This window comes from Stenotrophomonas sp. NRRL B-14846 (assembly GCF_050473585.1).
Lineage (GTDB): Bacteria > Pseudomonadota > Gammaproteobacteria > Xanthomonadales > Xanthomonadaceae > Stenotrophomonas.
Genome location: NZ_JBFLUN010000022.1, coordinates 1,481,204 through 1,506,127 on the forward strand (window position 1 = coordinate 1,481,204; position 24,924 = coordinate 1,506,127).

Below are 24,924 nucleotides of genomic sequence, written 5' to 3' on the forward strand. Positions count from 1 at the left end.
GTGAGGTGGCTGTGTGTACCCCCCCCCCGATAAAAACCCCTTGTCGCGACTGCATGGGCTACGCCTCGTGCATCCCTTCCATCGAGCAACCCGCTAGTGAATGCCGAGGCCTGATTCCTTGCGATCCACGGAGCCCGCGCGAGGCAAAGTCTCGACTTTGCCCTGGCTCGGCTTTTTCGGGGGCGGGTCGCTTTTTGCGCAAATATCTCGCATATCTGGAAAGGATTTTTGACACCAAAGCACCCACTGAGATGCGTTATTTTTCCGCTCTATTGCTGTGCCGCCGTTATATACAAACACAAAACTCTGGCCAGTAGTCTCATTGAGTATTGCTGAAATTACATCGTGAACGGTCTCCGGGGTGTATTCGCGATGACTTTCAAATCCAGAGGGATCTCTATTCGTCATTACGAGGCCTGGAGAGGCGAGTGGTCGATTATCTTCAAGATGCCCAACAAGGTAAGGGATTGCACCTCCCCCCAGCAACTCGATCTGATCAACAGCAGCCTGGCGCTGCTTCTGCGTCCCCGCCAATCTTTTGACAAGGTCGGATACTATTGGATCTAGGTCTCGCCCAGGAAAATCCGTCGTGCAGGCCGAGAAAGAAATAAACAGGCCTATCGACATGGCAAGCAACTTAAGGATCGAACGCATGATATCAGCCTCCACAGTCGCAGTTGCATCCTAGGGCGTTCAGCACTCCCTGGCGATCGGCGGGCGTCACCTCGCCGAGGTGCATCGTAGCCGAGCTTGGTTTGGGGCGGCATACGGCCTTGCCGTGTAATCGTCGTCGCTAGTCACCTGCGCGACGGGCATTGGTCCAGTGATCATGCGACTCACCTCCCGGCATCGATCCAGCCCGCAAGGCGCGCACGCGCGAGATCTTCTGGCGTATCGATATCCAGGCCCAGTTCCGGTGCCTGTAGGACATGCACCGTATCGACAGGAAGTTGCCGCAGGCGCGCTCCGAAGCCGCGGTCACCGCTTGCACCCACCTGATTGAACCATGCGCGCGGCACCACTGCAGGAACGCCAAGGGCGTTTCCGTGACGGGTGCCAGCGCATCCTGACGCAGAGGCGCTGGCCCCCGAAAGCAACGCCTGCAGATGGGCGCGCTCGATCGCGGGTTGATCGCATGCCACGACCATCACGGCGGCCACCGCGGGCAGCAAGTGTGTGCCAGCAACCTGCAGGCTGCCGGCCAGGCCGCTTTCCCAGTGGTGGTTGGTTACCGGAGTCGCATCCAGTCCGGCAATGCTGGATGTCACGGCCTGTGCGTTCGCGCCCACCACCACCAGCACCTGAGCTGGCGCGAGCTCCAAGGCCAACCGCACTACGCGATGTACAAGGGTCTCGCCCTGCCGGGTCAGAAGCTGCTTGGGCTGGCCAAGCCGGGTGCTCCCGCCCGCAGCAAGCACGACGACTGCATGAGCGGCGGTCACGTGCCGGCGGTGCTTCGCCATTGCTGCAGCTGCGCCGCGATGCTGAGCGAAATCGCCTCCGGCCCCCGCCCGCCGATGTTGAGGCCGACCGGTGATCGAAGTCTGGAAGACAGGCGGTGGCGCTGATCCGGTGTCAGCAGTTTGAACAGATCCTCACGCCTTCGCCGCGGACCCAGCAGCCCAATGAAGGCAGCCTCGGTATCGGCCAGGGCCACCAGCGCCTCGCGGTCCAGCTCGAAGTCGTGGTGCATCACCAGCACCGCGTCGCACGGGTCGGCGTGGAGGGCCTCGGCCGGGCTCACCTGGAGCTGTGCATCCGCGCCCTGCCCCGCTGAGGACCAGCGCGCTCGTCGTTCGGCTACGCTGACCCGCCATCCCAGTCCCCGCAGCAACGGAACCAGGAAGGGCGTTTCGGGACCGCCGCCCAACACCAGGGCCCGTGGAAGCCGGGGCAATGGCAAACGCCACGCTGCTTCTCCGAAGGGCTGCGCCCCGTCCATCGGGTTCAGCTGCCATGCCTGCTCGCGATGGCCGGCGCGGAAAACGATCTGCCCCGACGTGCGAAGGTCGCGCTGGAGTGACACGCCCTCGCGCAGCCACGCCTCGATCACGGCGTCGATACCGGTCATGGCGCGCAACGGCAGAAGTGCAATCCGAAGCCGGCCGCGGCAGCCGAGCGCGGACCCACTCAACAGGTCGTCGTCACTGCGGGTGTCGATCTCGATCCAGTCGACCTGCCCTGCCGCGCTCACCTGCTCCGCGCGTCGCGCGAGCTCGGGCTCCAGGCATCCGCCGCTGAGCCAGCCGACCTGGCTGCCGTTGCAGAACAGCACCATGTCGCCGGCACCGGCGTAGGTGGAGCCATCGGTTTCCAGCACCAGCGCGAGCACGGCGTGCTCGCCCGCGCGCACGGGCGTCAAGGCCGTCTCGAGCACGCCGCGCGGGCTGCCTTTGGTGAGGAAGCCCGGCGCTGCGGACAGGTGCCCCGCAGCATGCTTGGGCTCCACTCCCTCTACCGTACAGGTCTCCAGGGCGGGTGAGGCCACGGGTCGGTCCATGCGCAAGGGTCAGCCCACGTCGGGCAAGCCGGGCAACAGCTTGTCCAGGGTGATGGGATAGTTGCGCACGCGCACGCCGGTTGCGTTGTAGACCGCATTGGCAATCGCGGCCCCGACCCCGCAGATGCCCAACTCGCCCACGCCCTTGGCCTTCATCGGCGAGATCACCGGATCCAGCGTGTCGAGGAAGACCACCTGCTGGTGTGGAATGTCGGCGTGCACGGGAACCTCGTAGCCCGCAAGGTCGTGGTTGACGAACAAGCCAAGCCGCTTGTCGACCACCAGTTCCTCCATCAGGGTCGCGCCTGCGCCCATCACCATCCCGCCGATGACCTGGCTGCGTGCGGACAGCGGGTTGAGGATCCGGCCGCCATCGCATACGGCAAGCATCCTGCGGATGCGCGTCTCTCCGGTGTAGGCATGCACGGCGACCTCGCAGAAATGCGCTGCATAGGTGCCGACGTCGTACCCCTGCTTGAAGTTGCCGAAGGCAATGCCGTCCTCTGCCGACAGTGTGCCCGCTTCGGCCAGGTCGATGGTCCGCCCGCCCGCCTGGATACGGCCATTGGCGAAGTTTGCGGTGTCGCCGTCGAAGCCCAGTTTCTCGCCCACCTTGCGGCGCAGGCTGACGCACGCCGCGTACACGCCTGCGGTGGAGCTTGCCGCACCCCACTGGCCGCCGGAACCGGCGGAGGCCGGATGGCGGGAGTCGCCGAGGGTCACCTGGACCCGGTCCAGCGGCACGCCCATGGTCTCGGCTGCCGTCTGCGCGATGATCGTGTAGGAGCCGGTGCCGATGTCGGTCATGTCGGTTTCCACGATCACCCCGCCCTGGCCGTCAAGCCGGACCCGCGCCGCCGACTTCATCGTCGGTGCGCCGCGATAGCCCGCGGACACGCCCATGCCGACCAGCCAGTGCCCTTCCCTTACCTGCGCCGGCTTGGCGTTGCGCTTGTTCCAGTTGAAGCGCTCCGCGCCCTCGCGCAGGCAGCGCACCAGGTTGCGGTCGGAGAACTTCTTGGACGGATCGCCGGGCACGACCTCGGGCTCGTTGAGGATGCGGAACGCGATCGGGTCGAGGCCCAGCTTCTCGGCCATTTCGTCCATCGCCACTTCCAGCGCCATGTGGCCCGGCGCCTCGCCCGGCGCGCGCATCGCATTGCCTTCGGGCATGTCGAGCGTGGCGATGTAGTTGGCCACCAGGCGGTTGGCGCCTGCATAAAGCTTGGGCGTCTGCAGGGTGCCGTTCTCGCCGTCCTCGCCGTTGATATTGCCCGACCAGTTCTCATGGGCGATGGCGGAGATCCTGCCGTCTTTCGCGCAACCGATCCGGACGCGTTGGATGGTCGCGTGCCGGTGCGTGGTGTTGTTGGGCATCAATGGACGCTGCAACGCGATCTTCACCGGCCGCCCGACCTGCTTGGCGGCCAGTGCGGCCAGCACTGCATCGGCGCGGATGAACAGCTTGCCGCCGAAGCCGCCGCCGATATAGGGCGAGTCCACGCGCACATTGCCAGCATCGATGCCGAGGATCGCGGCCATGCCCTGCCTGGCCCAGTCGATCATCTGGTTCGAGGTCCACAGGGTGAGCGTGTCGCCTTCCCAGGCGGCGATGGTGGCGTGCGGCTCCATCATCGAATGACTTTCGTCGGCTGTGTGGTAGGTCTCGTCGAGCTTGACCGCCGCGCTCGCGTAGGCGGTGTCGAAATCGCCGAGCGTCTGCCGGTCGGGCTTGCCACCGCGCCCCTTTGCCAGCGGCGCGGACGGCGCCAGCGCTGGGAAATCGAAGCGCCCCTTGCCGCGCTCGTAGCGGGTGCGGATCAACGCCGCAGCGGCGCGGGCCTGCTCGAAGGTCTCGGCCACCACGCAGGCAATGGCCTGGTGGTAATGGGCGACCTCGGGCCCGCCGAACAGTGGCGCATTGTTCCAGTTGGATGTGCCGACCGGTTTGGTCTCCGGTGCGGTGATCACCGCCAGTACGCCGGGTGCGGCACGTGCGCGGGAGGCATCCATCGAGATGATGCGCCCCTTGCCGATGCCCGCGCCCACGATATAGCCGTAGACCTGGTTCGGCGCCACGTCATGGCGCTCGTAGGCATAGGGAGCGGTGCCAGTGGTCTTGCGTGGGCCATCGATGCGCGGCGTCGACTTGCCGACCACCTTGGCCTTGTCGAACAGGTTGTCGCCGGCGGGGGCGTTGAATTCGAGGGGCATCAGCGCTCTCCTTCGGCCAGAACGGCTGCGAGCGTGCGCTCGGCGAGCGCGATCTTGAACGCGTTCTCCTGCGTTGGACGGGCACCGGCGAACACCTGCCGGGTCGCAGCCTTGACGCTGTCGCGCAGCAGGGGTTCGGCTGCTTCGATGCGCCACGGCTTCGGTGCGACCCCGCCGAACGCGAACCGCGCCGAGCCGTCACGCTGCACGACCGCGGCGACCGACACCAGTGCGAACGCATAGGACGCGCGGTCACGTACCTTGTGGTACACGTGCCGGCCGCCCAGCGGTTCCGGCAGCGTAACGTGGGTGATCAGCTCACCGCGTTGCAGTACGTTGTCCTGCTGTGGCGTGTCGCCCGGGGAACGATGGAACTCGGCAATCGGAATGCTGCGCGTGCTGCCATCGCCCTTGACGGTCTGTATCGAGGCGTCCAGCACGCGCAGCGCCACCGCCATATCGCCGGGATAGGTCGCGATGCAGCTGTCCGAGGTGCCGATCACGCCCATCTGCCGGGAGAACCCTTCGAGCGCGCCGCAGCCTGATCCGGGCAGGCGCTTGTTGCAGGGCAGATGGGGGTCGTAGAAGTACGGGCAGCGCGTGCGCTGCAGCAGGTTGCCGCCGGTGGTGGCCTTGTTGCGCAGCTGCCCGGACGCGCCTGCCACGATCGCGCGGGTCAGCACACCGTAGTCGCGGCGCACGCGCTCATGCGAGGCCAGCGCGGTATTGGTGACCAGCGTGCCGATGCGCAGGCCGCCGTCGTCGGTGGGCTCGATCCTGTCCAGGCCGATGTCCTGCACGTCGACCAGGTGCGCGGGCGTCTCGACCTCCAGCTTCATCAGGTCGAGCAGGTTGGTTCCTCCCGCCAGGAACTTCGCGCCCTCGGTGCCGGCGACGGCCCTGGCGGCCTCGGCAGGAGACTTCGCGCGCTCGTAACTGAAGACCTTCATGAGCGCCCCCTTCCAGAGGCCGCGCCAGCGACCTCTTGCATCGCCTCGGCAATGTTGGAATACGCGCCGCAGCGGCAGAGGTTGCCGCTCATGCGTTCGCGCATTTCCATGTTGGTGGCCTGCGGCCGTGCGCTGACATCGGCCTGCGCATGGCTGGGGACACCGCGCTTGATCTCGTCCAGTACCGCCACGGCCGAACAGATCTGCCCCGGCGTGCAATACCCGCACTGGTAACCGTCATGCTTGATGAAGGCGGCCTGCATCGGATGCAGGTCATCAGGGGTTCCGAGGCCTTCGATGGTGGTGATGGCATCGCCCTGGTGCTGCACCGCCAGGCTGAGGCAGGCATTGATGCGTTCACCGTTGACCAGCACGGTACAGGCGCCGCACTGACCGTGGTCGCAGCCCTTCTTGGTGCCGGTCAGCTTCAGATGTTCGCGCAGGGCGTCGAGCAGCGTGGTCCGCGTGTCCAGCTCGAGCTCGCGATGCGTGCCGTTGACGGTCAACGCCACCGTGCTGATGACCGGCGGCCTGGGCGGCGGGGATGCCGCCAGTTCGGCGGCGAGCGATGACGCCCCCGGTGCGGCGGACATCGCCATGGTCGTGGCGCCGCCGGCGATCACCTGGCGACGCGTCAACTTCATTCCTTCGTCCCAACTTGGCACAGTGACCTCCTGGCGTTCGGGGAAACCCCGTGGCTGGATGGACGCGCTCAAACTGCCCAAGGGCCACTATGCCCGGCTGGGTAGTACAGATCTGTGAAGCCAGTCCAGGGTGTGCCGGCATCATCGGCCGAGCCTGCTGGCCGGTCATCTTCAACGCCGCCTCTGGCAAACGTGCGCCTGGTGGACAGCGTATTGATGCCCAGATAAAGCCGCCCAGACAAGCCCAAAGCGCGCCGTGGGCTGGTCTGCGGAACTGCATCATGCGGCGCTCGGATACGGTGCCGCGTCGGTGGTCAGCAATCGCTGTGGTCCGGGCGAGCTGCCACGGCCGTGCGTGATGCTGGACTCATTGCCGTGTGGATCGACTGCGGGAAGACGCCAGAAGGATGAGCAGCACATAGCAGGCCAACGCCCCCAGGGCCAGGCCCATGGCCTCGAGTTCCCAGTTCCTGCGGTACGGAGCAGGCCCGATGAAGGCCCAGATCAACAGGAGCGCCCCAATCACGAGCATGGTCTTGTTGGCTGCTGAGATGAGCTTGGCAGCAGAGGGATACCCCAGATTGGGGTCGAACGGGCCGAGCATCCAGCCGAGGCTCTTGAAGTAGTCACGTGCAAGAAAGAACAGGAAGACAAACACCCCCATGAGCACGCTCGCCAGCAGCTGATAGTGCGGTTCCATGGCAGCCTCTCGAGGGGATCTGGCGTTTCCACGCGTGGACGCCCCGCAGCTTAGCCGGATTTACATGAGGAGTGCATCCGTTGGCCGGAAGCGGACGTCAGGGCAATAGTCGAGCATGGCTCGACTCTACAGAGGCGCAGCCTGCGGGCCGACACGCACATGCACCACATGGCTGATGCCACGATGGAACATCTTGGCGTACGGGCAGACACGTTCGGTGTTGCGCACCAGTTCGCCGGCCAGGTTCGCATCCATGCCGGGAAGATGGACCACGATCTCGGCCGACAGCAGGTACAGCCCATCTGCCGGATCACGGGCGAAGGTGACCGCCACTTCGACGCTGGGGTTGTGCAGCAGCAGGCCGGCACGCGCGGCCACCAGTGCCATGGCGCCGTGGAAGCAACCGGCGTAGCTTGCGGCCAACAGCTGCTCGGGATTCGAACCGCCGCCAGGCCCTCCGAGTTCCGGCGGCAGGCGCAGGTCCACCGCCAGTGCACCGTCGTCCGATCGCACCACGCCAGACGCGCGCCCGTGCTGGGCCTGGCCACCGCTCACCCGCACGCGGCCGATGTACAGCGGCTGCACGTCGTCGCCCTGGTAGCGGTCCAGCATGGCGGGCGAAGGTGGCTTCAGCTCGGTCATTGGCAGGCGATCGATTCGTCGCTCAGGCGGGCTGCCGCTGCAACAGGCCGGACTGCTGCAGCCAGGCTTCGAAGCCGACCTGCCCCAGCCACGCCTGCCCCACCGGTACCAGCGTATCGATCTGCAGCGGCGCGCCGAAATACAGGGCCTCGGCGTCTGCCACGACCTGCCGCGGGTCGCCGGTCCGCTGCAGATACTGCCTAGCCAGATCCGCCATCGCGGCGCGCTGGGGGCCTGCAATTTCCACTACGCCATTGCGGGGTGGCTGCTGCGCGATGCGTGCCACCGCTGCGGCAACATCCTCGGCGGCAATCGGCTGTACGTCGGCGGCGGGCAAGCGCAGGGTCGCCCCATTGCCGGCGGACTGGATGATGCCCGGCAGGAACTCGAAGAACTGCGTGGAATGGATGATGGTGTACGGCAGGCCCGAATCGCGGATCAGGCGCTCCTGGGCGATCTTGCCGCGGAAGTAGCCGCTGGCCGCAAGCTTGTCGGTGCCTACGACGGAAAGCGCAACGTGGTGGCGTACGCCGGCACGGGCGGCGGCGGTCAGGATGTTGTGGCCAGCGGTCACGAAGAACGAAAGCACTGCTGCATCTTCGAACGAGGGCGAGTTGGCCAGGTCCACCACCACGTCGACGCCGTCCATGGCGGCGTCCAAGCCTTCACCGGTCAGCACATCCACCCCAGTGGAGGGCGCTGCCACCACGATGTCATGCCCGGCGGTGCGCAGGCGCTCCACCACCTTGCTGCCGATGCGGCCGGTACCACCGATGACGAGGAATTTCATGACGTGTCTCCTGGAATGTAGAAGGGGCGACCGGTTGTGGCCGGTCATGCTGGAATCGTAGGCAGCGTGGGTGCGGGGCAGTAGGTCCGCGCTGGGGCGCGCACTGTTGCCCGGCACGCACCAATGCGTTCAGGCCCAGGCGTGCTGTGCGCCTGGCTTCATGGGGGTCGCCTGCTGGCGCGCTTCCCAATGCGAGATCACATCCAGTTCGAGCGCGCGCACCCGCTGCGTGCTGAAGTCGATGAAGGCCCGCACGCGCTTGGGAAGCTGGCGGCGGCTGAGGTAGCACAGGTAGTGGCCGCGATCGAGCGGTGCATGCCGATCCAGGCAGGTCACCACCCTGCCCGCCCACAACGCTTCACGTACCTGATAGCTGGGCAGCTGGGCGATGCCCAGCCCGTCGATGACTGCCTGCAGGGCCAGGTCGGCATCGTTGAACACCAGTGCGGCCGGCGGCTGCAGGTGCACATCGGTGCCGTCGACCCGGAATTCCCAGGGCTGCATGCGCCCACCCGGCAGGCGCCGCCCGATGCAGGCATGCGTGGACAGCGCATCCACCGACGACGGTAGACCCTGCGCCTGCACGTACGCCGGTGACGCGCACACCACCAGCTGCATCGGCACGAGCTGCTTGGCGATCACCTGGCTGTCTTCCAGCAGGCCGTCGCGGAACGCCACATCGATGCGGTCACCCGCCAGGTCGGGGGCCTGCTCGTCCAGCAGCAGTTCTACCGAGACCTGCGGGTACTCGGCGCGGAAGGCGGCCAGCAAGGGGGCGATCACCCGCCGGCCGAAGCCGTGGCTGGCACTGATGCGCAGGTGCCCGCGCGGCGGGCCCTCGCGCAGGTCGCGCATTTCCTCCAGCGCCTGCAGGATGCAGTTCACGCCCGGGTTGCAGCCTTCCAGGAACAGCTCGCCTTCGCGGGTCAGCGTGGTCGAGCGCGTGGTGCGCAGGAACAACCGCACGCCCAGCTGGCTTTCCAGCTTCTGCACGCTGCGGCTGACGGCCGAACGGCAGATGCCAAGGCGGTCGGCCGCGCGGGCGAAACTGCCCTCGGCCGCCACTGCAATGAAGGCCAGCACGCCGGCGTAGCTGGTGGAGAAGGATGCATTGAGCGCATCGTGGCCGTCGCTGGCCGGGCTGGGCTGTGCGGTGTTCATGGGCGGCCTGGCTCCAGGCCAGCACGTTGTGCGTGCAGGTGGTTCCGCGCCAGCGCCAGGCGCTGCCTGCACGCGGAAAGGTCGAGCCCCAGCAGGGGCACGATGTCCTCGAAACCGGCGCCCAGCACGTCGTGCAGCAACAGCACCGCACGTGCATCGGGCGGCAATTCACGCAGTGCGGCCAGGAAGGTCTGCCAGACCTGCTCGCTGGCAGGGCGGAATGCGGTGCGCAGGTGCGTTGAGGTGTCCATGCCCGGCAGACGGCCGAGCATCGGCCGCTGTGACAGGCCATTGGTGTTTTTCATGCAACAGCATGCGGCCCGGCCCCGGCCTACCGGCAGTGCGGGCGCAGGCCTAGCCTCGCTGTGTCCTTCACTCGCTACAGGAACACGCCATGACCGCACGCCTGGATTACGCCGCGCAATCCCCCGAACTGTTCAAGAAGCTCGGCCTGTACTCGCATGCCGCCCATACCGCCTCGATCGAAGCGGCCATCATCGATCTGGTCAACATCCGTGCATCGCAGCTCAACGGCTGCGGCTTCTGCCTGGACATGCACGTGAAGGAGGCCACCCTGCGCGGCGAGCGCCCACTGCGCCTGCATCACCTGGCGGCATGGCGTGAATCGACGCTGTTCAGCCCGCGCGAGCGTGCCTGCCTGGCCTGGACCGAGGTGCTGACCCAGCTGCCGGCGCAGGGTGTGCCCGACGAGCTGTACGCGCGCGTGCGCGGCCAGCTGTCCGAGCAGGAGATCGTCGACCTGACCCACGCGGTGATGGCGATCAACGCCTGGAACCGCGCCAACGTCGCCTTCCGTACTACGCCCGGCACCTTGGATACGGCCTTTGGCCTGGACAAGGCCGGCCTGGCCTGATCGTTCCGCCGCTGCCCCATGCAGCGGCCCTCCCCTACCGCACTGGAGACCTGCCATGCGTCGTTCTGTTCTGGCCCTGCTTGCGCTACTGCCACTGTGCAGCGCTGCCGCCACCCCGCCCCCTGCTGCGCCCGAGCCCCTGGTGCGCGAGGTGATGACCCGCGCCCTGCCGGAGCAGCCCGGCAAGGAAGCGCTGATCCTTACCGTGGAATACCCGCCGGGTGGCGCCGATCCGGTGCACCGCCACGATGCCCATGGATTCGTCTACGTCCTGGAAGGACGGATCGTGATGGGCGTGGCCGGCGGCAAGGAAGTCACCCTCGGCCCGGGCGAGGCCTTCCATGAAGGCCCAGCCGATCTGCACACCGTGGGTCGTAACGCCAGCGCTACCGAGCCGGCGAAGTTCGTGGTGTTCCTGATCAAGGACATCGGCAAGCCGGCGGTTCTGCCGCCGCACTGATCGCACGTCCGGCGCTGGCACCAACGACAGGTCCCCGGGTGTCACAATCCGGGGACCTGTCCCGTCTACGCTGGCATGGACGATTCCACTGCGCTGTTCTCCCGCCTCCGCCCGCGCCTGTTCGGCGTGGCCTACCGCATGCTCGGGTCTTCGCACGAAGCCGAGGACGTAGTGCAGGATGTCTGGCTGCGATGGCATGGCGCCGACCCGTCACAGATCGAGAATCCGGAAGCCTGGCTGGTGGCTACCACCACCCGTCGCGCCATTGATGGCCTGCGCCTGGCACGGCATACGCGCGAACACTATGTCGGCATGTGGTTGCCCGAGCCGCTGCTGACCGATGACACCAGCACCCCTGAATATGTGCTGGAGACGGCCAGTGATCTGTCGGTCGCCTTCCTCAGCGTGCTGGAGCGGTTGGCCCCGGATGCGCGTGCGGCCTTCCTGCTGCACGACGTGTTCGATCAGGACTACGCGGTGGTCGCGCGCACCCTGGACAAGACAGAAGCCGCCTGCCGGCAGATCGTGCATCGTGCGCGCCAGCAGCTCAGGCAGGAGCGGCCGCGCTACAACGTCCCGCAGGACGTACACCAGAGATTGCTGCGCCGTTTCGCCGAGGCCGCATCCAGTGGCGATTTCCGAACGATGAAGGCACTGATGGCCGAGTCGGCCGAGCTGGTGGGTGACGGCGGCGGCATCGTTACCAGCTTCCCCAAACCGATGGTCGGGGGCGCTCGCATTGCCCAGCTGCTGTATGCCCCGCACCTGCGGCGCAGCGCGCAATTGCAGATGGTGCCGGCCATGCTCAACGGACGGCTGGGACTGCTGCGCTATTTCGATGGCGAGCTGGAAGCGGCGATGGCCTTCGAGACCGATGGCGAACGGATCACGCAGATCCTGGTGCAGCGCAACCCGCACAAGCTGCAGCGGCTGGCACTGCCCACCTCCATCCAGTAGATCCGCGCCCCGCGTGGATGGCATCCATTGTCGACCTCATCCTTGCGCGATTTGACCGGGGCGCCGATGCGCCCCGATCGTTAACGCCTGCCTGCGCAATGGCCGCAGGACCCGATCAGAAGTCCCAGAACACCGGTACCCAGCGGAAGGTCTCGCCCTCCAGCGACACCCGGCCCACTGACGGGAACGGAAGATGCGTGGCCACCAGCATTTCGCCGGTGCCTGCCAGGTCCTTCAGCAGGGCGATGCGGACGCGCGCGGATTCCTCCGGGTCGTGCTCGAAGCCGTTGTGCCAGTTCGGCTGGTCGAAGCCGACCGCGAACACCGCGTCACCGGCGAAGGTCAGGGCCTGGCCGGCAGACGCCACGCGCACCACGCAGTGGCCCGGGGTATGCCCTCCGGTGCGGCGGGCCGTCACGCCCGGTGCGATCTGCTGTTCGTCCTGGAAGGTGTGCACATAGCTGCTGTACTCGGCCCAGAAGTGCTTGGCCGTGGCACGCAGTGCATCGGGGAACCCCTGCGGCATGTTGGTGCGGCTGAAGTCCGGCGACTTCCAGAACTCCACCTCCGCCGCGGCCACGTGGATCTTCAGGTCCGGGCGCAGCTGTTCCTTCACGCCTTCAACCAGCAGCCCGCCGACGTGGTCCATGTGCATGTGGGTGATCACCACATCGGTGATTTCGCCCAGGTTGATACCGGCGGCACCGAGGCGGCGGATCAACTGGCCGGCCCGCGGCAGCTGCAGGTCCGGGTCCATGCCCAGGCCGGCATCGATGAGGATGGTGCGATCACCGCTGTGCACCACCATCACGTTCAATGCCCAGTCGAAGGCATCCTGCGGCAGGTACATCTCTTCGAACCATTCGGCACGGTCGGCGGCCGGAACGTTGTGGCCGAGCATCTGGGTGGGCAACGGCAGGACGCCATCGCTGATCACCAGCACTTCGACGTCGCCCACCTTGAGGGCGTAGCGCGAGGGCACCAGTTCATCGAGAGCGGGGGCAATGGGCGCGGCGGTGTTTTCCAGACTGAACATGAGGGATCTCCACGAAGGGGCATTGGGCGGGCAGCGATGCAAGGCTGGCGCGAACGATTCCGGACGCTTTCCCACGGCGCAGGGCGTGGCGTTGCCAGGGCACGGATGCCTGGCAGGCCAGCGCTGCAGGGTTCATGGGAAGACGGGCCACTGCGCAAGCGGTGGGCCCGGAACACGGCATATGCCGTGTGCGATCAGCCTAGGCAGCACACCGTTGCTGCGGTAGGCCCGTGGAGGGGGACGTGATGTTGCATTCCGGGAAGCAATGCGAATCACATCCCCAGATCAGACAGCCCCGGATGATCATCCGGGCGGCGCCCCAGCGGCCAGTGGAACCTGCGGTCACTTTCCTTGATCGGCATGTCGTTGATGCACGAAAAGCGGCGTTGCATCAGGCCATCGGCGCCGAATTCCCAGTTCTCGTTTCCATAGGAACGGAACCAGTTGCCGGAGTCGTCATGCCACTCATAGGCGTAGCGCACGGCAATGCGGTTGTCGGTGAAGGCCCATAGCTCCTTGATCAGCCGGTACTCAAGCTCCTTGTTCCACTTGCGGGCCAGGAACTGCCGGGCCTCCTCGCGGCCACGGGTGAACTCGGCGCGATTGCGCCACTCGGTGTCCAGCGAATAGGCCAGCGAAACCCTGTCAGCATCGCGGGAGTTCCAGCCATCTTCGGCAAGGCGCACCTTCTCGATGGCCGATTCACGGGTGAACGGGGGAAGTGGCGGACGGGGTGCTTCAATGGACACGGTGGGGCCTCCAATCAAGTGGATGAACGGGGTGTTTCGACGGGTTTTGATGACTCAGGCGTCAGCGCCTGGCCTGCTCCAACAACACCTTTGCAACATCCCTTGCAGTGTCTGCGGCGGTGTAGTCGCCCATCACGCGCGAGACGGTGATGGCGCCTTCCATGAGAACCAGCAGCTGCCGCGCCAGTGTGGCGGGCTGCTTGATATCCAGTTGCGTGGTGAGTTCCAGCGTGTAATCGAGCAGCTTCTGCTTGTGATGTCTGGCGATGTGGCGAATCGGATCGTCGGGGTCGCCGACCTCGCCTGCGGTGTTGATGAAGGCGCAGCCGCGATAACCCTCGGATTGGAACCAGCCCTTGAGCACGGTGAACATGCCGAGGATGCGTGCTTCCGCGGTGTCGGCCTTGTCGCACTCCTGCTGGAACCAGTCCAGCCAGCGCACGTCGCGCGCGTTCAATGCCGCAGCGGCCACCTGGTCCTTGTTTTCAAAGTGCCGATAGATGCTCTTCCGGGCAACGCCGGAGGTCTTCACCAGCAGGTCCATGCCCGTGGCGTGGATCCCGTTCTGGTAGATCAGGGCCTCGGCCGTGGCCAGGATCTTCTGCTGGGTTTCGGTGGTGGTTGTGTTCACGGCGCCAAGGTAGAACGATCGTTCTACCCTGTCAACCGACGGCATCGCGAGCTGCCGGGTGGGCGCGTTGGAACAGGACGATCTATCAAGAAATTCGTACATGTCATCATCCAGACGCCCGATTTCGGCCGCAAAGTACGTCTCACCACCCACCCATGAGACGCCCCGCATGAACACCTTTGCCCGTTCCCTGGCCGTTGCCGCCCTCGCCCTCTCGGTCCAGGCCGGCCTGTCCGCGCAGGCCGCCGAACCGGCCAAGCCGGCAGCAGTCACCAGCATTGCGCGCACCGCCAGCTACATCACCACCGCCGATGGCGTGCAGCTCTACTACAAGGACTGGGGCCCGAAGGACGGCCCGGTCGTCACCTTCAGCCACGGCTGGCCGCTGAACTCGGACAGCTGGGAATCGCAGATGATCTTCCTGGCCAACCACGGCTACCGCGTCATCGCGCATGATCGTCGTGGCCACGGCCGTTCCAGCCAGCCGTGGGATGGCAACGACATGGATCACTACGCCGATGACCTGGCCACGGTGATCAACACGCTCGACCTGCACGATGTCACCCTGGTGGGCTTCTCCACCGGTGGCGGCGAAGTGGCGCGCTACATCGGCCGCCATGGCACCGGCCGGGTGAGGAAGGCGGTGCTGATCAGCTCGGTGCCGCCGCTCATGCTGAAGACCGCCGACAACCCCAATGGCCTGCCGATGGAAGTGTTCGATGGCATCCGCAAGGCGCAGATGGACAACCGCGCGCAGCTGTACAAGGACATCCCGTCGGGCCCGTTCTACGGCTTCAATCGCCCGGGCGCGAAGGTGTCGCAGGGCCTGATCGATGCCTGGTGGGCGCAGGGCATGCAGGGTGGCCACAAGAACACCTACGATTCGATCGCCGCGTTCTCGGCCACCGACTTCCGCACCGACCTGAAGAAGTTCGACGTGCCGACGCTGGTGATCCACGGTGATGACGATCAGATCGTGCCGATCGACATCTCCGGCCGCCAGTCGGCGAAGCTGATCAAGGGCGCCAGGCTGATTGTGTACCCGGGCGCGCCGCATGGCCTGACCGACACCCACAAGGACAAGGTCAACCAGGACCTGCTGACGTTCCTGCAGGAAAAGTAAGCAACCCGGGCTCCGGCAATGTGCCGGAGCCCGTTTCCTGTTGAAAGGCGCTGCCTCGGTGCTGGCCTTCCGGCGCCGGACATCGATGGTCGAGCATGGCTCGGCGCTACAGGGAAGCCAGCTCCTTCGCCAGGAACGGCGCCGTTCTGCTGCCTTTGGCGCGCGCCACCTGTTGCGGCGTTCCCTTCGCGACGATGGTGCCCCCTGCCCCACCCGCTCCGGGGCCTACATCAATCACCCAGTCCGCCTGCGCGACAGCGCGCATGTCATGCTCGATCATCACCACCGTATTGCCAGCGTCCACCAGCCGCTGCAGCTGCACCAGCAGCCTGTCGGCGTCCGACGCATGCAGGCCGGTGGTGGGTTCGTCCAGCACGTACAGCGTGCGCCCGCGCTGGCTGCGCTGCAGCTCGGTGGCCAGCTTGATGCGCTGGGCCTCGCCACCTGAAAGTTCCGTGGCCGGCTGGCCCAACCGCAGGTAGCCCAGGCCGATTTCCTGCAGCAACTGCAGCGGGCGCGCAATGGCATCCTCTTCACTGAAGAACGCACGCGCCTGGTCAACCGTCATCTGCAGGACCTCGGCGATGTTGCGGTCATTCCACTGCACCTTCAGCGTGGCCTCGTTGTAACGCGCACCGTGGCAGGTGGGGCATGGTGCATAGACGCTGGGCATGAACAGCAGCTCGACGCTGACGAAACCCTCGCCCTCGCAGGTCTCGCACCGGCCCTTGGCCACGTTGAACGAGAAGCGGCCGGCATCGAAACGGCGGCGGCGCGCGGCGGGCGTGGCGGCGAACAGCTTGCGCACGTGATCGAACAAGCCGGTGTAGGTGGCCAGGTTGGAGCGTGGCGTGCGGCCGATGGGCTTCTGGTCGACCTGCACCACCCGCTGGATGGCGTCCATATCGCCTGCCAATGTGCCCCGCGTCGTTTCAATCACGGTCGGCCCGTCGGTGGGCGCGCTATCGGCGCTGTCGTCCGCAGGCTCATGCCCGAGGTGCAGCAGCAACAGCTCGGGCAGCGCCTGCGCCATCAGGCTGGATTTGCCGGAGCCTGAAATGCCGGTCACCGCGGTCAGCAGCCCCAGCGGCACCTGTGCGTCCACGCCCTGCAGGTTGTGGCGGTGGATGCCCTTCAATTCCAGCCAGCGGTTGGCGCTGCGCTGCCGGCTGGCGGGTGCGGGCACCTGGTCGAACAGGTACTGCGCCGTGCGCGAAGCCTGGATCTGGCGCAGGCCGTCGGGCTCGCCACTGTAGAGGACCTGGCCGCCGTGCTCGCCCGCCTCGGGCCCAACATCCACCAGCCACTGCGCGCGGCGCATCAACTCCAGGTCATGTTCAACGACGAACACCGAGTTTCCGCCATCGCGAAGCCGTTCCAGCGCGTCGTACAGCGCCTGGCTGTCGGCCGGATGCAGGCCGGCCGAGGGTTCGTCGAGCACGTACAGCACGCCAAACAGCAAGGAGCTGAGCTGCGTGGCCAGCCGCAGCCGCTGCAGTTCGCCGGCCGACAGGGTTGGCGTCGCACGGTCCAGCGAGAGGTACCCCAGGCCCAGGTCACGCAGCTGGTGCACCCGCGCCATCACGCCGCCTGCCAATCGTTGTGCGGCGAGGCGCTTCTCTTCGGACAAGGCCGAGGTCAGGCGCACGTCCGGAGCGCCCTCGTGGGTCGCCTGGCCACTCGCGGCCCGCCGGGCGCGATCGCGTGGTGTCGCGCTCCTGCTGGTGCGAGCGCCCTTGCTGTGCGCGCCGAAATCACCTTGTGCGATGGGCTCCAGCAGCGCCGCCAGCTGATCCAGCGGCAGACGCATGAACTCGCCGATATCCACGCCGGCAAAGGTGACGGAGAGTGCTTCCGGCTTCAGGCGCTTTCCGTGGCAGGCCGGGCACAGTTTGCCTTCCATGTAGCGCGACACGCGCTTGCGCATCAGTGCGCTCTGGGTGTTTGCAAAGGTGTGCAGCACGTAGCGGCGCGCGCCGGTATAGGTGCCCATGTAGCTGGGCTCCTGCTTGCGCTTGAGCGCAGCACGCGTCTCGGCGGGCGTGAACCCGGCATAGACCGGCACGCTGGGCGCTTCCTCGGTGAACAGGATCCAGTCCCGGTCCTTCTTGGGCAGCTTCTTCCACGGCACGTCGATGTCGTAGCCCAGCGTGACCAGGATGTCGCGCAGGTTCTGGCCATGCCAGGCCGGCGGCCAGGAGGCGATGGCGCGCTCGCGGATGCTCAGCGAGGGGTCCGGAACCATCAGCGCTTCGGTCACTTCGTAGACATACCCCAGGCCATGGCAGGTGGTGCAGGCGCCCTGCGGCGTGTTGGGTGAGAAGTCCTCGGCATACAGCATGGGCTGGTTGGCCGGGTACGCACCCGCACGCGAGTACATCATGCGCACCAGGCTGGACAGCGTGGTCACGCTGCCCACTGACGAACGCGCATTGCTGGCCCCGCGCTGCTGCTGCAGGGCCACTGCCGGTGGCAGCCCGTCGATGGCATCCACGTCCGGCACACCCGCCTGGTCGATCAGGCGCCTGGCATACGGCGCAACGGACTCGAAGTAGCGCCGCTGTGCTTCAGCGAAGACGGTACCGAAGGCCAACGATGACTTGCCGGAACCCGATACGCCGGAGAACACCACCAGTGCATTACGCGGAATGGAGACATCGACATTCTTGAGGTTGTGCTCGCGCGCACCGCGCACCTCGACGCAACCGCTGGCGGCGGCAGCGCATGACGATTCACCAAAGGGGGTGTTGGACATCGTTACGATCCTGCAGGCAGTGAGCGGCGCGCTTCAGGGCACGCCCAGGGATGCATTTTCGCTGCTGCGGGGTGAATGTGGGTGATGGGCGTTCGTGCAACGCGTGATCTTCTGGCTGCAGAACACTTCTCAGGCGATACACGCTGTCCGCCGCCGCCCATTCAATGTGGCCGGCCAACGGCAGGCAGGACGGATCTACTCCCCGGCCGCTTGGATGTGCCCTGCCCTTGTGGTCGCATTTCCTTCGATGGCCCAAACGCTGTCCTTGTGGCCCATCTTTGCGCGCTTCCTGGATCGCCTCGCCAGTTGCCAGAAAATGGCAGCAGCGACAATTGCGGTCGCATCCACGGCCACCCCGGCACTTGAATGGTTCCAGGTGCCGGGGACGCCAGCCAACGCCGCAAGGCTGCCGACCGGGATCAGTGCCGTCACTACTGCGCCAACGTACAGCAGCTCATAAGCGGAGCGCGCGGCCCCACGCAGGAATGCCCAGGCCACTGCCAGCAGGAAGGCCGCATAGTAGATGCCTTCGTGCCATGCCGGGACATTGGCAACCAGCCCAGGCAGCCACTTGGTAGCTGCCAGTGTTGCCGATATGCCGATGACACAGCCCAGGGACACACCGATGGTCAGCGATCCCAGCACACGGGTGGATCGCTTCTGCTCGGGAAGGTTGGCATCGCGCTGCTTCTTGCGTCGTGACTCGATCCACAGCAGGTTGCCGGTGTAGAACACGATCGCACCGCCAAGCCCCAGGAGCAGGTACATCCAGCGCACGGGGTTCCCGCCAAAGCTGCCGAAGTGCAGCATGAAGAAGGCATTGACCGCCGTATCCCAGCCGCCCATGTGTCCCGGCAGGTCATGTGTGTCCACCACGCCAGTGTACGGATCGAGATGGGTACTCATGTAGGTGCGGGCACGGGTCCCGTAGCGGATATCCAGGCCGGTGACACGCCCCTCGACCACACTGCCCTTCTGCTGGAAGCCCAGGCTGTAGACCTCAAAGCCCGGCAGCTGTGCCTTTACCTTTTCCAGCAGTGCAGGAGCAGGCAGAGGCTGGGCGCCCGGAGCGGGCCGGTCATCGTGCTCTTCGCCCCATTGGATGCCATTGGGATAAACCACCTTGTCCTGGATGTCGTAGATCTGATCGTGGAACGCGAATACCACGCAGGTCACGGCCATGATCAGGTGGAATGGCAAGCTGACAATGCCCAGCGCGTTGTGCACATCCAGCCACATGCGCTTGATGTTCTTGCCTACCCTCACGGCGAAGAAGTCTTTCACCAACGTCGGCAACAGCACGATGACGCCGGAGATCAATGCGACGGCATACATCAGCGCAATGATGCCCATGATGGGGCGCGAAATCGCACCGGGGAACGGCAGGCCGACGAACTGATGCAAGGTGTCGACAAGCTGCGCCACCGGTGCCTTTCGCAGCTGCTCCACCTGAAGCCGCCCTTCCGCGTCGAAGCTTGCGCCAAATTCGGTGAACTGCCGTGGCTTGTCGCCGCGTACTCGCCAGATCACCCTGGCAGGCGCCTCAGGTGAGGTCTGCACCATCACGCTGTAGTTCTTCGCCGCCTCGGGGTGCGCCTTGAGCACCGCGGCCAACAGGTCAGGTGCACGTTCCATCGGGACCGGCGCAGACAGCGCAGACGGGAGTGTTGCCCATCGCTCCAGCGGCTTCTCGAACATGGTGATCGAGCCGGCATAGAAGGCAACGAACAGCATCAGGCCAGCAAAGATGCCGACCCAGATGTGCACGTCCTTATAGACCTTGATGATGTCGTTGCGGATCTTCATGTGAGGTCCAGTCAGCCCAGATGGCTGCGCGCCAGCCAGAGCGCGCCAAAGGCGACCACGTTGGCAGCACCGAGCCACAGCCAGGCGCTTGCGCTGCTACGAAAAAGGAAAACAAATGACAGGATCGGCGCCCACAGCAGCGCGACCAGCCACATATTGAACTGGGCCTTGCCGCCCCCGCCATCAATGCCGCCGGGTCCGAACCACGCGAACACGCCGGACAGGGCCAGGGAGAGCCCAAAGCCCAGCAGTACACCGGCACATGTCTTCCCGAACCAGTGTCGGCTCTGCAGCTTGTCAGGGCCGGCCATGGGCACCTCCACGCTGTCGAGCGCGCCAGACGCCCAGGAAGGGCGCGGCCGACCAGACCAGCATCAGAATCGTCAGCCAGGTGAAGAAGGCCGCACCGCTTCCCATCAAGGACAGGAACATGGCCAGCGAGACCAGCGACAAGGTGCTGCCGGGAATCCATTTCCCACGGACAGGCCAGGGTCCGGCGCGCCGCCACTGCTGCTTCGGTGACGCCAGATAGAACAGCCACGCCCCGACCACACCCGCGGCTGAAGCCAGCACTGCCATCACGACCGACATTCTGGAAGTCTCATTTGGAGGCCCCGTGACCTGGCTGGCCGGTCACGGGGCAGAAGGGTTACCAGGTGAACCGGGCGGTGGCCGTGACGGTGCGTCCTGTGCCGAAGAAGCATGAGGAGACACCGCTGCACGTGGTCACGAATCGCTTGTCGGTCAGGTTGCTGACGTTCAGTGCGAACTGCGTGCCCACACTCCCGATCGCACCGACGTCATAACGGATGGCCGCATCCCACATCGTGTAGGACGGAATCAGGTAGACGTTGGCGCTGTCACCGTAGCTTTCGCCGTTGTAGCGGACGCCTGCGGCAAGGCTCAGGCCTGCGAGTGCCCCGCCCTGGAAGGTGTAGTCGCCCCACAGCGCGGCGGTCCAGTCCGGAACCATCGCCAGCTGCTTGCCCTGGTAGCCGTTGTTGCTCTTGGTGACTTCCGAGTCCATCCACGACGCGGCGCCGATCACGCTGAAGCCATCGAGGGGGGTGATGCGGCCTTCCAGTTCCACGCCACGCACGCGACCCTCGCCATCCTGCACCTGGCACTGGCTGGACCCAGTCGTGCCGCAGGTGTTGTGGCTGGGATCCGGATCGTTGGTCAGGATGTTCTGCTGGCGCAGATCGTAGGCTGAAAGCGTGATCAGACCATCGAATCCAGACGGCTGATACTTCACGCCCACTTCCCACTGCTTGCCGGTGATCGGGTCGAACGGCGTCCGGTCGAAGGACTGTGTCGCCGTGCTGCCTGCCGGCTGGAACGACTCGGCATAGCTCAGGTATGGCGTCAGGCCGTTGTCAGCCACGAAGAGGATGCCAGCGTTGCCGCTGAAGGCTTCGTTCTTGATGCGGCTCGGCGCGCGTGCGCCGTAGCGATCCGTAGCCGCGGTGTACGACTGCGTCCAGGTGTCGTCCTTGGTCCAGTCGTAACGGCCGCCCACGGTGAAGCGCCACTTGTCCAGCGCGATCTGATCCTGCAGGTAGGCACCCGTCTGGCGGTTGACGCCTCCCGAGTAGCTGATGCTGTTGGTCACCGGGACATAGCCGGTGTAGACCGGATTGAAGATGTCGATCGGCGCCGGATCACGCATCGCACCGCGTGCCGCATCCCAATCGGCCTTCTGCCAATCCACGCCCACCAGCAGCGTGTGTTCAGCCGAGCCGGTCTGGAACTTGCCGGTAACGCGGGTGTCGATGGTGTCGCCCTGGGAGTCTCCCTCGCCCCAGGTGGCACGTCGCTTCTGCGTGCGGCCATCCGGGTTCAGGCCACCGTTGGTCACCACGGTGCGGAAGGTCGATTCCACGTTGGTGCGGCGGGCACCCTGGCTCAGGGTCCAGTTCTCGTTGAAGGCATGTTCGAACAGCCAGCCGGCCGTCCAGATCGTGCGGTCGTAGGTGTTCCAGTTCGGTTCGCCAATGAAGGTCGTGTTCTTCATGCGCCCATAGGGGGTGGCCTTGAGCGTGCCGTCCATCGGCAGGAACTGGTAGGTCGAGCCGCCGTCATCGCGCTGATAGAGGCCCAGCACCGTCAGCCGCGTACGCTCGGCCATCTGGAAGGTATAGCTGGGGGCCAGGAACCAGTGCTGCTGCTGGGTATGCTTGATCTGGGTGTCACCGTCGCGATACAGGCCCACCAGGCGCCCGAGGTGGCGCTTGTCGTCCGATGCCGCGCCCAGATCGAACGCGCTGCTGTACTGGCCGTTTCCATCCAGACCAACCTGCAGCACCTGCTGCTGGTCAGGCGTCGGGGTCTTGCTGACCTGGTTGACCATGCCACCCGGAGCCACCTGGCCATACATGACGGCCGACGGTCCCTTCAGCACCTCGACCCGATCCAGGTTCCAGCTGTCCACCATGGTCCGGTTCCACTGGCCACCCTGCGGCGCACGCATGCCGTCGATGGTGACGTTGTTGCTCCAGCTGCCGGCGTCGAAGCCACGGATGCGGAAGTCGTCGACGCGGTTGTCGATGCCGCCGCTCTCCAGAACGACGCCCGCCACGTAGCGCATCGCCTCATTGAGGTTCTGCACACCGCGGGCGTCGAGCTCCTCGCGGGCAATGACCGAAACCGATTTGGCCATCTCGGCAACCGGGGTATCGGTCTTGGTCGCGCCGGAGGTGTGGGTGGTCGTTCGATAAGCGTTGACCCGCACCGCATCCAGGGTCGTGGCGCTGGCATCGGGCGATTCTGCCGAAGCCTCCTCGGCATGCCCCACCAGCGGCAAGGCCAGCATCAGCACAACGGACGTGGACAACAGGGTGCGCATGGGAGCGCGGGAAGCAAGGATCTTTTTGGACATTGGAGGGCCTACGGTAGGAAGTGCGCCCTAGGCGGCAGCTGCGGCGGCGTTAATTTCACGTTAAATTGTATCAAACGCAAATCATTCGCACTAGCATCCCCACTCCCTCCATGCTTCTTTGGGAGCGCCCTGCCCTCACCCTGCCCTCACCCTGTCCGAAGCATCGCCACCAGCAACCCCATCAGGGCACTCCCCGCCGCCAGACTCAGCCACACCTTTCCAACACTGCGGGCGCTGAAGACGCCCACAGCAACGGCAATCAACAGCACGAACCCCAGCAGTGAACTGGCCAGTACCGAAACGGACGTCCTTACCCCCACCAGCGCGGGCAACAACAACGCCAGTGCCGAAGCGGTAACGGCGGTGAACACGTAGCCGCCCAGCGAGGCGGCCAGCACACGGCTCGCCACCTGCCAGCGATAGGCCGGTTCCCGCCCGGCCGGAGGCTTGGCAGGGCGCGCCGCCTCCTGCGCCCCTGGCCAACGGCGCTGCAGCATCAGGGCCGTCCTTGCCAGCATCAGCCCGAAGGCCAGTGCGACCAGCTCCACCCCAGCCTGCTGCCATGCGCCCCGCTGCAGGTACATCAGCAGCCCCTGCCCGGTGGTTGCCAGATTCACCAGCGGCAGCGCCAGGCACAGTGCTGCGGCCAGCCACAGCTGCTCGATCCAGGCCAGGCGAGGTGGGCGCCAAAGCGCGTGCAGCACCGAGGCGGCGCAGGCCGTAAGAAAAATGCGTATTTCCCATGCGCTGCGACCGCTCATTTCCAATGGCAGCAACCGATTGCCATACAGGTAGACGATGCTTGCCAGCGCCACCCCGGCCAGCGATGCCACGTTGAAGGCTTCCACGCAGCGATAGATGCCTGCCGTGGCCGCGCCGAACTCATGCTCACTGCGCTTGCGCCGCTTGATGGAGAACAGCAGCGTGCCGATGGCGATCATCGCCGTGCCCAGCAGGCCGCTGATGAAGTACAGCCACTTCATTGGCCAGCCGCCGAAATCGGCCTTGTGCAGTGCTTCGATCGTCTCATGCACCTGCACAGCGCCAATGGCATGCGGGTGTGCGCCATGCTGTTGCAGCAGCGTGCCGCTGGCAGCATCGAACACCGCGCGGCTGGCCTCGGTCAGCAGATGCCTGTCTGCGCGCCCCTCGGGCTTGCGACCGATCACCTCCACCACGCTGTGCACGGTGCCGGGCGCCTGGACCATGATCAATGCCGGCGGCTGCCCGCTGACGGCCTGCGCGCGTTCCAGCAGTTGCTGCAGGTCTGGCAGTTGCGCGGTGGATACCAGAATGCCTGGCGGAGCCGGCTGCGCAGGCGACAGCTCCGCTTCGTAGCGCGCATAGGCGCCTTCCGCATCGCCATAGGCAACGTGCACTGGCCACGGCAGATAGCTGCTGTAGAAGAACGTCAGCCCGGTGTAGCCGATCATGAACAGGAACGGCAGGGTCAGCACGGCACTCAGATTGTGCGCATCCAGCCAACTGCGCTGTCCCTTGCCCGGGCGGAAGGTGAAGAAGTCCTTGAAGATGCGTTTATGCACCACCACGCCGGACACCAGCGCCAGCAGCATGCAGGCGGTGATCCAGCCCACCAGCCAGTAGCCGGTCATGCCGCCGTGCAGGGTGTAGTGGAAGGACATGAAGTGGCGCCCGCCTTCGGTTTCCCGAAGACGAGGTGGAGGCTGTGGCATGCCTGTGCCGGCATCCACCCAGCGTTCGTGCGCGGTGCCGTCGCCATCCTCCCACGACAGCTCCAGTGGCCAACCCTGCTGGGCAGGCCAACGGATCTGCCATGACCGGGCATCGGCGGCATTTGCTGCCAGCCAGTGCTGCGCACGCATCGCCTGCGTTGCGGTGCCCACTGCCGGCGAGGAGGCCGGCACGGGGCCGGCCTCCATCCAACGCGTGATCGGCTCACGGAACACGCTGAGCGTGCCGGTCAGGAAGATCGCGCACAGCAGCCAGCCACAGGTAAGGCCGCACCAGGTGTGCAGCCACGACATGCTCTGCCGGAAGCCCGCTTTCATGCCTGCCCCGTGGCGGGCAGGCCG

General features: G+C 65.8%; 24 protein-coding genes. 4 read left to right on the top strand and 20 right to left on the bottom strand.

Translation table 11 applies throughout. The annotated features are described in order from the left end of the window. Window positions 1–93 precede the first annotated feature (93 nt). From AB1281_RS09050 to AB1281_RS09100, 11 genes are all read right to left on the bottom strand, one after another. On the bottom strand, window positions 94–654 hold the full coding sequence (locus AB1281_RS09050; protein ID WP_430345649.1) for a hypothetical protein: 561 nt from the start codon (window positions 652–654) through the stop codon (window positions 94–96). A 182-nt stretch (window positions 655–836) separates the two neighbouring features. Continuing rightward, the gene (locus AB1281_RS09055) at window positions 837–1,463 is read right to left on the bottom strand and encodes a nucleotidyltransferase family protein (RefSeq protein ID WP_430345650.1); all 627 of its coding nucleotides are present in this window, start codon (window positions 1,461–1,463) and stop codon (window positions 837–839) included. Further along, window positions 1,439–2,500 (bottom strand): XdhC family protein, encoded by a 1,062-nt coding sequence (locus AB1281_RS09060; protein WP_430345651.1) that lies wholly within the window; start codon window positions 2,498–2,500, stop codon window positions 1,439–1,441. The genes AB1281_RS09055 and AB1281_RS09060 overlap by 25 nt, the downstream gene beginning before the upstream one ends. 9 nt (window positions 2,501–2,509) lie before the next feature. Further along, a complete protein-coding gene (gene paoC / locus AB1281_RS09065) occupies window positions 2,510–4,714 on the bottom strand; it encodes an aldehyde oxidoreductase molybdenum-binding subunit PaoC (protein WP_430345652.1) in 2,205 nt (734 codons plus the stop codon). After that, on the bottom strand, window positions 4,714–5,664 hold the full coding sequence (locus AB1281_RS09070; RefSeq protein ID WP_430345653.1) for an FAD binding domain-containing protein: 951 nt from the start codon (window positions 5,662–5,664) through the stop codon (window positions 4,714–4,716). The genes paoC and AB1281_RS09070 overlap by 1 nt, the downstream gene beginning before the upstream one ends. Further along, entirely contained in the window at window positions 5,661–6,308 is a 648-nt protein-coding gene (paoA, locus tag AB1281_RS09075; RefSeq protein ID WP_032127303.1) for an aldehyde dehydrogenase iron-sulfur subunit PaoA, read from the bottom strand. Before paoA ends, AB1281_RS09070 begins: the two co-directional genes overlap by 4 nt. A 367-nt stretch (window positions 6,309–6,675) precedes the next feature. After that, entirely contained in the window at window positions 6,676–7,008 is a 333-nt protein-coding gene (locus AB1281_RS09080) for a hypothetical protein (protein ID WP_134950727.1), read from the bottom strand. A 126-nt stretch (window positions 7,009–7,134) separates the two neighbouring features. Continuing rightward, on the bottom strand, window positions 7,135–7,650 hold the full coding sequence (locus AB1281_RS09085) for an OsmC family protein (protein ID WP_430345654.1): 516 nt from the start codon (window positions 7,648–7,650) through the stop codon (window positions 7,135–7,137). Window positions 7,651–7,672: 22 nt separating this feature from the next. Then, window positions 7,673–8,440 carry an SDR family oxidoreductase gene (locus tag AB1281_RS09090; RefSeq protein ID WP_430345655.1) on the bottom strand — a complete coding sequence of 256 codons (768 nt, stop codon included), beginning with the start codon at window positions 8,438–8,440 and terminating at the stop codon, window positions 7,673–7,675. A gap of 129 nt (window positions 8,441–8,569) precedes the next feature. Next, a complete protein-coding gene (locus AB1281_RS09095; RefSeq protein WP_430345656.1) occupies window positions 8,570–9,601 on the bottom strand; it encodes a LysR substrate-binding domain-containing protein in 1,032 nt (343 codons plus the stop codon). Then, a complete protein-coding gene (locus tag AB1281_RS09100) occupies window positions 9,598–9,906 on the bottom strand; it encodes a sigma factor-like helix-turn-helix DNA-binding protein (protein ID WP_110712368.1) in 309 nt (102 codons plus the stop codon). Before AB1281_RS09100 ends, AB1281_RS09095 begins: the two co-directional genes overlap by 4 nt. An 89-nt stretch (window positions 9,907–9,995) precedes the next feature. Here AB1281_RS09100 and AB1281_RS09105 point away from each other — a divergent pair, with 89 nt between their 5' ends. From AB1281_RS09105 to AB1281_RS09115, 3 genes are all read left to right on the top strand, one after another. Continuing rightward, complete coding sequence (locus tag AB1281_RS09105) at window positions 9,996–10,475, top strand: carboxymuconolactone decarboxylase family protein (protein WP_043033451.1); 480 nt, start codon at window positions 9,996–9,998, stop codon at window positions 10,473–10,475. Between the two features lie 55 nt (window positions 10,476–10,530). After that, on the top strand, window positions 10,531–10,935 hold the full coding sequence (locus tag AB1281_RS09110) for a cupin domain-containing protein (protein WP_032127296.1): 405 nt from the start codon (window positions 10,531–10,533) through the stop codon (window positions 10,933–10,935). Window positions 10,936–11,010: 75 nt separating this feature from the next. Beyond that, window positions 11,011–11,892 carry an RNA polymerase sigma-70 factor gene (locus tag AB1281_RS09115; protein ID WP_049401562.1) on the top strand — a complete coding sequence of 294 codons (882 nt, stop codon included), beginning with the start codon at window positions 11,011–11,013 and terminating at the stop codon, window positions 11,890–11,892. Window positions 11,893–12,007: 115 nt separating this feature from the next. On the opposite strand, the gene AB1281_RS09120 is transcribed toward AB1281_RS09115, so the two are convergent. The 3 genes from AB1281_RS09120 to AB1281_RS09130 all read right to left on the bottom strand — a co-directional run bounded on the left by AB1281_RS09120 (window position 12,008) and on the right by AB1281_RS09130 (window position 14,353). Further along, window positions 12,008–12,928: an MBL fold metallo-hydrolase gene (locus AB1281_RS09120; RefSeq protein WP_049463386.1), complete on the bottom strand. Its 921-nt coding sequence runs from the start codon at window positions 12,926–12,928 to the stop codon at window positions 12,008–12,010. A gap of 272 nt (window positions 12,929–13,200) precedes the next feature. After that, window positions 13,201–13,677 carry a DUF1348 family protein gene (locus tag AB1281_RS09125; RefSeq protein ID WP_430345657.1) on the bottom strand — a complete coding sequence of 159 codons (477 nt, stop codon included), beginning with the start codon at window positions 13,675–13,677 and terminating at the stop codon, window positions 13,201–13,203. A 61-nt stretch (window positions 13,678–13,738) separates the two neighbouring features. After that, window positions 13,739–14,353: a TetR/AcrR family transcriptional regulator gene (locus AB1281_RS09130; RefSeq protein WP_430346985.1), complete on the bottom strand. Its 615-nt coding sequence runs from the start codon at window positions 14,351–14,353 to the stop codon at window positions 13,739–13,741. Between the two features lie 124 nt (window positions 14,354–14,477). Between AB1281_RS09130 and AB1281_RS09135 the strand changes: the two genes are divergently transcribed. After that, complete coding sequence (locus AB1281_RS09135) at window positions 14,478–15,431, top strand: alpha/beta fold hydrolase (RefSeq protein WP_430345658.1); 954 nt, start codon at window positions 14,478–14,480, stop codon at window positions 15,429–15,431. A gap of 106 nt (window positions 15,432–15,537) precedes the next feature. Here AB1281_RS09135 and AB1281_RS09140 read toward each other — a convergent pair whose 3' ends face one another. From AB1281_RS09140 to AB1281_RS09165, 6 genes are all read right to left on the bottom strand, one after another. Next, the gene (locus AB1281_RS09140) at window positions 15,538–18,186 is read right to left on the bottom strand and encodes an excinuclease ABC subunit A (protein WP_430345659.1); all 2,649 of its coding nucleotides are present in this window, start codon (window positions 18,184–18,186) and stop codon (window positions 15,538–15,540) included. Window positions 18,187–18,381: 195 nt separating this feature from the next. Next, window positions 18,382–19,992 carry a PepSY-associated TM helix domain-containing protein gene (locus AB1281_RS09145; protein WP_430345660.1) on the bottom strand — a complete coding sequence of 537 codons (1,611 nt, stop codon included), beginning with the start codon at window positions 19,990–19,992 and terminating at the stop codon, window positions 18,382–18,384. A gap of 11 nt (window positions 19,993–20,003) precedes the next feature. Next, on the bottom strand, window positions 20,004–20,303 hold the full coding sequence (locus tag AB1281_RS09150) for a hypothetical protein (RefSeq protein ID WP_133934669.1): 300 nt from the start codon (window positions 20,301–20,303) through the stop codon (window positions 20,004–20,006). Then, a complete protein-coding gene (locus AB1281_RS09155) occupies window positions 20,290–20,583 on the bottom strand; it encodes a hypothetical protein (RefSeq protein ID WP_133934670.1) in 294 nt (97 codons plus the stop codon). Before AB1281_RS09155 ends, AB1281_RS09150 begins: the two co-directional genes overlap by 14 nt. A 58-nt stretch (window positions 20,584–20,641) precedes the next feature. Then, window positions 20,642–22,825, bottom strand: coding sequence for a TonB-dependent siderophore receptor (locus AB1281_RS09160; protein WP_430345661.1), 2,184 nt, complete (start codon window positions 22,823–22,825; stop codon window positions 20,642–20,644). Between the two features lie 191 nt (window positions 22,826–23,016). Beyond that, a complete protein-coding gene (locus AB1281_RS09165) occupies window positions 23,017–24,900 on the bottom strand; it encodes a PepSY-associated TM helix domain-containing protein (protein ID WP_430345662.1) in 1,884 nt (627 codons plus the stop codon). Between the last annotated feature and the right edge of the window lie 24 nt (window positions 24,901–24,924).

What these genes read in the sequence shown, in the direction of transcription:
- AB1281_RS09085 (WP_430345654.1), bottom strand. Translation starts at nt 7,650, where the DNA reads ATGACCGAGCTGAAGCCACCTTCGCCCGCCATGCTGGACCGCTACCAG.
- AB1281_RS09095 (WP_430345656.1), bottom strand. Translation starts at nt 9,601, where the DNA reads ATGAACACCGCACAGCCCAGCCCGGCCAGCGACGGCCACGATGCGCTC.
- AB1281_RS09100 (WP_110712368.1), bottom strand. Translation starts at nt 9,906, where the DNA reads ATGAAAAACACCAATGGCCTGTCACAGCGGCCGATGCTCGGCCGTCTG.
- paoA (WP_032127303.1), bottom strand. Translation starts at nt 6,308, where the DNA reads ATGAAGTTGACGCGTCGCCAGGTGATCGCCGGCGGCGCCACGACCATG.
- AB1281_RS09080 (WP_134950727.1), bottom strand. Translation starts at nt 7,008, where the DNA reads ATGGAACCGCACTATCAGCTGCTGGCGAGCGTGCTCATGGGGGTGTTT.
- AB1281_RS09165 (WP_430345662.1), bottom strand. Translation starts at nt 24,900, where the DNA reads ATGAAAGCGGGCTTCCGGCAGAGCATGTCGTGGCTGCACACCTGGTGC.
- AB1281_RS09090 (WP_430345655.1), bottom strand. Translation starts at nt 8,440, where the DNA reads ATGAAATTCCTCGTCATCGGTGGTACCGGCCGCATCGGCAGCAAGGTG.
- AB1281_RS09050 (WP_430345649.1), bottom strand. Translation starts at nt 654, where the DNA reads ATGCGTTCGATCCTTAAGTTGCTTGCCATGTCGATAGGCCTGTTTATT.
- AB1281_RS09105 (WP_043033451.1), top strand. Translation starts at nt 9,996, where the DNA reads ATGACCGCACGCCTGGATTACGCCGCGCAATCCCCCGAACTGTTCAAG.
- AB1281_RS09135 (WP_430345658.1), top strand. Translation starts at nt 14,478, where the DNA reads ATGAACACCTTTGCCCGTTCCCTGGCCGTTGCCGCCCTCGCCCTCTCG.
- AB1281_RS09155 (WP_133934670.1), bottom strand. Translation starts at nt 20,583, where the DNA reads ATGTCGGTCGTGATGGCAGTGCTGGCTTCAGCCGCGGGTGTGGTCGGG.
- AB1281_RS09110 (WP_032127296.1), top strand. Translation starts at nt 10,531, where the DNA reads ATGCGTCGTTCTGTTCTGGCCCTGCTTGCGCTACTGCCACTGTGCAGC.
- AB1281_RS09150 (WP_133934669.1), bottom strand. Translation starts at nt 20,303, where the DNA reads ATGGCCGGCCCTGACAAGCTGCAGAGCCGACACTGGTTCGGGAAGACA.
- AB1281_RS09055 (WP_430345650.1), bottom strand. Translation starts at nt 1,463, where the DNA reads ATGGCGAAGCACCGCCGGCACGTGACCGCCGCTCATGCAGTCGTCGTG.
- AB1281_RS09120 (WP_049463386.1), bottom strand. Translation starts at nt 12,928, where the DNA reads ATGTTCAGTCTGGAAAACACCGCCGCGCCCATTGCCCCCGCTCTCGAT.
- AB1281_RS09060 (WP_430345651.1), bottom strand. Translation starts at nt 2,500, where the DNA reads ATGGACCGACCCGTGGCCTCACCCGCCCTGGAGACCTGTACGGTAGAG.
- AB1281_RS09115 (WP_049401562.1), top strand. Translation starts at nt 11,011, where the DNA reads ATGGACGATTCCACTGCGCTGTTCTCCCGCCTCCGCCCGCGCCTGTTC.
- AB1281_RS09145 (WP_430345660.1), bottom strand. Translation starts at nt 19,992, where the DNA reads ATGAAGATCCGCAACGACATCATCAAGGTCTATAAGGACGTGCACATC.
- AB1281_RS09070 (WP_430345653.1), bottom strand. Translation starts at nt 5,664, where the DNA reads ATGAAGGTCTTCAGTTACGAGCGCGCGAAGTCTCCTGCCGAGGCCGCC.
- AB1281_RS09130 (WP_430346985.1), bottom strand. Translation starts at nt 14,353, where the DNA reads ATGCCGTCGGTTGACAGGGTAGAACGATCGTTCTACCTTGGCGCCGTG.
- paoC (WP_430345652.1), bottom strand. Translation starts at nt 4,714, where the DNA reads ATGCCCCTCGAATTCAACGCCCCCGCCGGCGACAACCTGTTCGACAAG.
- AB1281_RS09140 (WP_430345659.1), bottom strand. Translation starts at nt 18,186, where the DNA reads ATGTCCAACACCCCCTTTGGTGAATCGTCATGCGCTGCCGCCGCCAGC.